Source organism: Campylobacter sp. 10_1_50 (assembly GCF_000238755.1).
In the GTDB taxonomy this organism is placed as follows: domain Bacteria; phylum Campylobacterota; class Campylobacteria; order Campylobacterales; family Campylobacteraceae; genus Campylobacter_A; species Campylobacter_A concisus_R.
On the sequence record NZ_JH414898.1, the window covers coordinates 1 to 599 of the forward strand.

1 protein-coding gene and 1 pseudogene are annotated in these 599 nt (G+C 39.9%); both read right to left on the reverse strand.

Annotated features, from left to right (window positions below):
* Nucleotides 1-258, reverse strand: a pseudogene (locus tag HMPREF1019_RS09660) (ATP-binding protein); the annotation flags it as partial.
* Between the two features lie 8 nt (nt 259-266).
* On the reverse strand, nt 267-599 hold a 333-nt coding region (locus HMPREF1019_RS09665; RefSeq protein ID WP_009295568.1), incomplete at its 5' end, for an ATP-binding protein.

Below are 599 nucleotides of genomic sequence, written 5' to 3' on the forward strand. Positions count from 1 at the left end.
AAATTTTTGCATCTGGCAAATTTGCTCGATGATGTAAAGTCCAAGCCCCATGCCACTCCCAGCACTCACCTTGTCACCACGCACAAAGGCTTGTTTGTAGTAATCAATCGGGTGATTTAGCTTTTTGCCTAAATTTTTAACCGCTATAAATTCGCTATCGCAGATCAAGATGGCTTTCTTATCCTCCGCGTATTTTAGGGCATTGTCTATCAAATTTTTAATCGCTAAGCTAAAAAGCTGAAAATCCACTCTTAATAAGCCCCTTTTCATGCGCGTTTTGCCTTTGCTCGAAGTAAAATTTTAAAGACGTGATAGCCGTCTTCGTAGTCGTAAGTAAGCTCAAATTTTTGCATCTGGCAAATTTGCTCGATGATGTAAAGTCCAAGCCCCATGCCACTCCCAGCACTCACCTTGTCACCACGCACAAAGGCTTGTTTGTAGTAATCAATCGGGTGATTTAGCTTTTTGCCTAAATTTTTAACCGCTATAAATTCGCTATCGCAGATCAAGATGGCTTTCTTATCCTCCGCGTATTTTAGGGCATTGTCTATCAAATTTTTAATCGCTAAGCTAAAAAGCTGAAAATCCACTCTTAATAA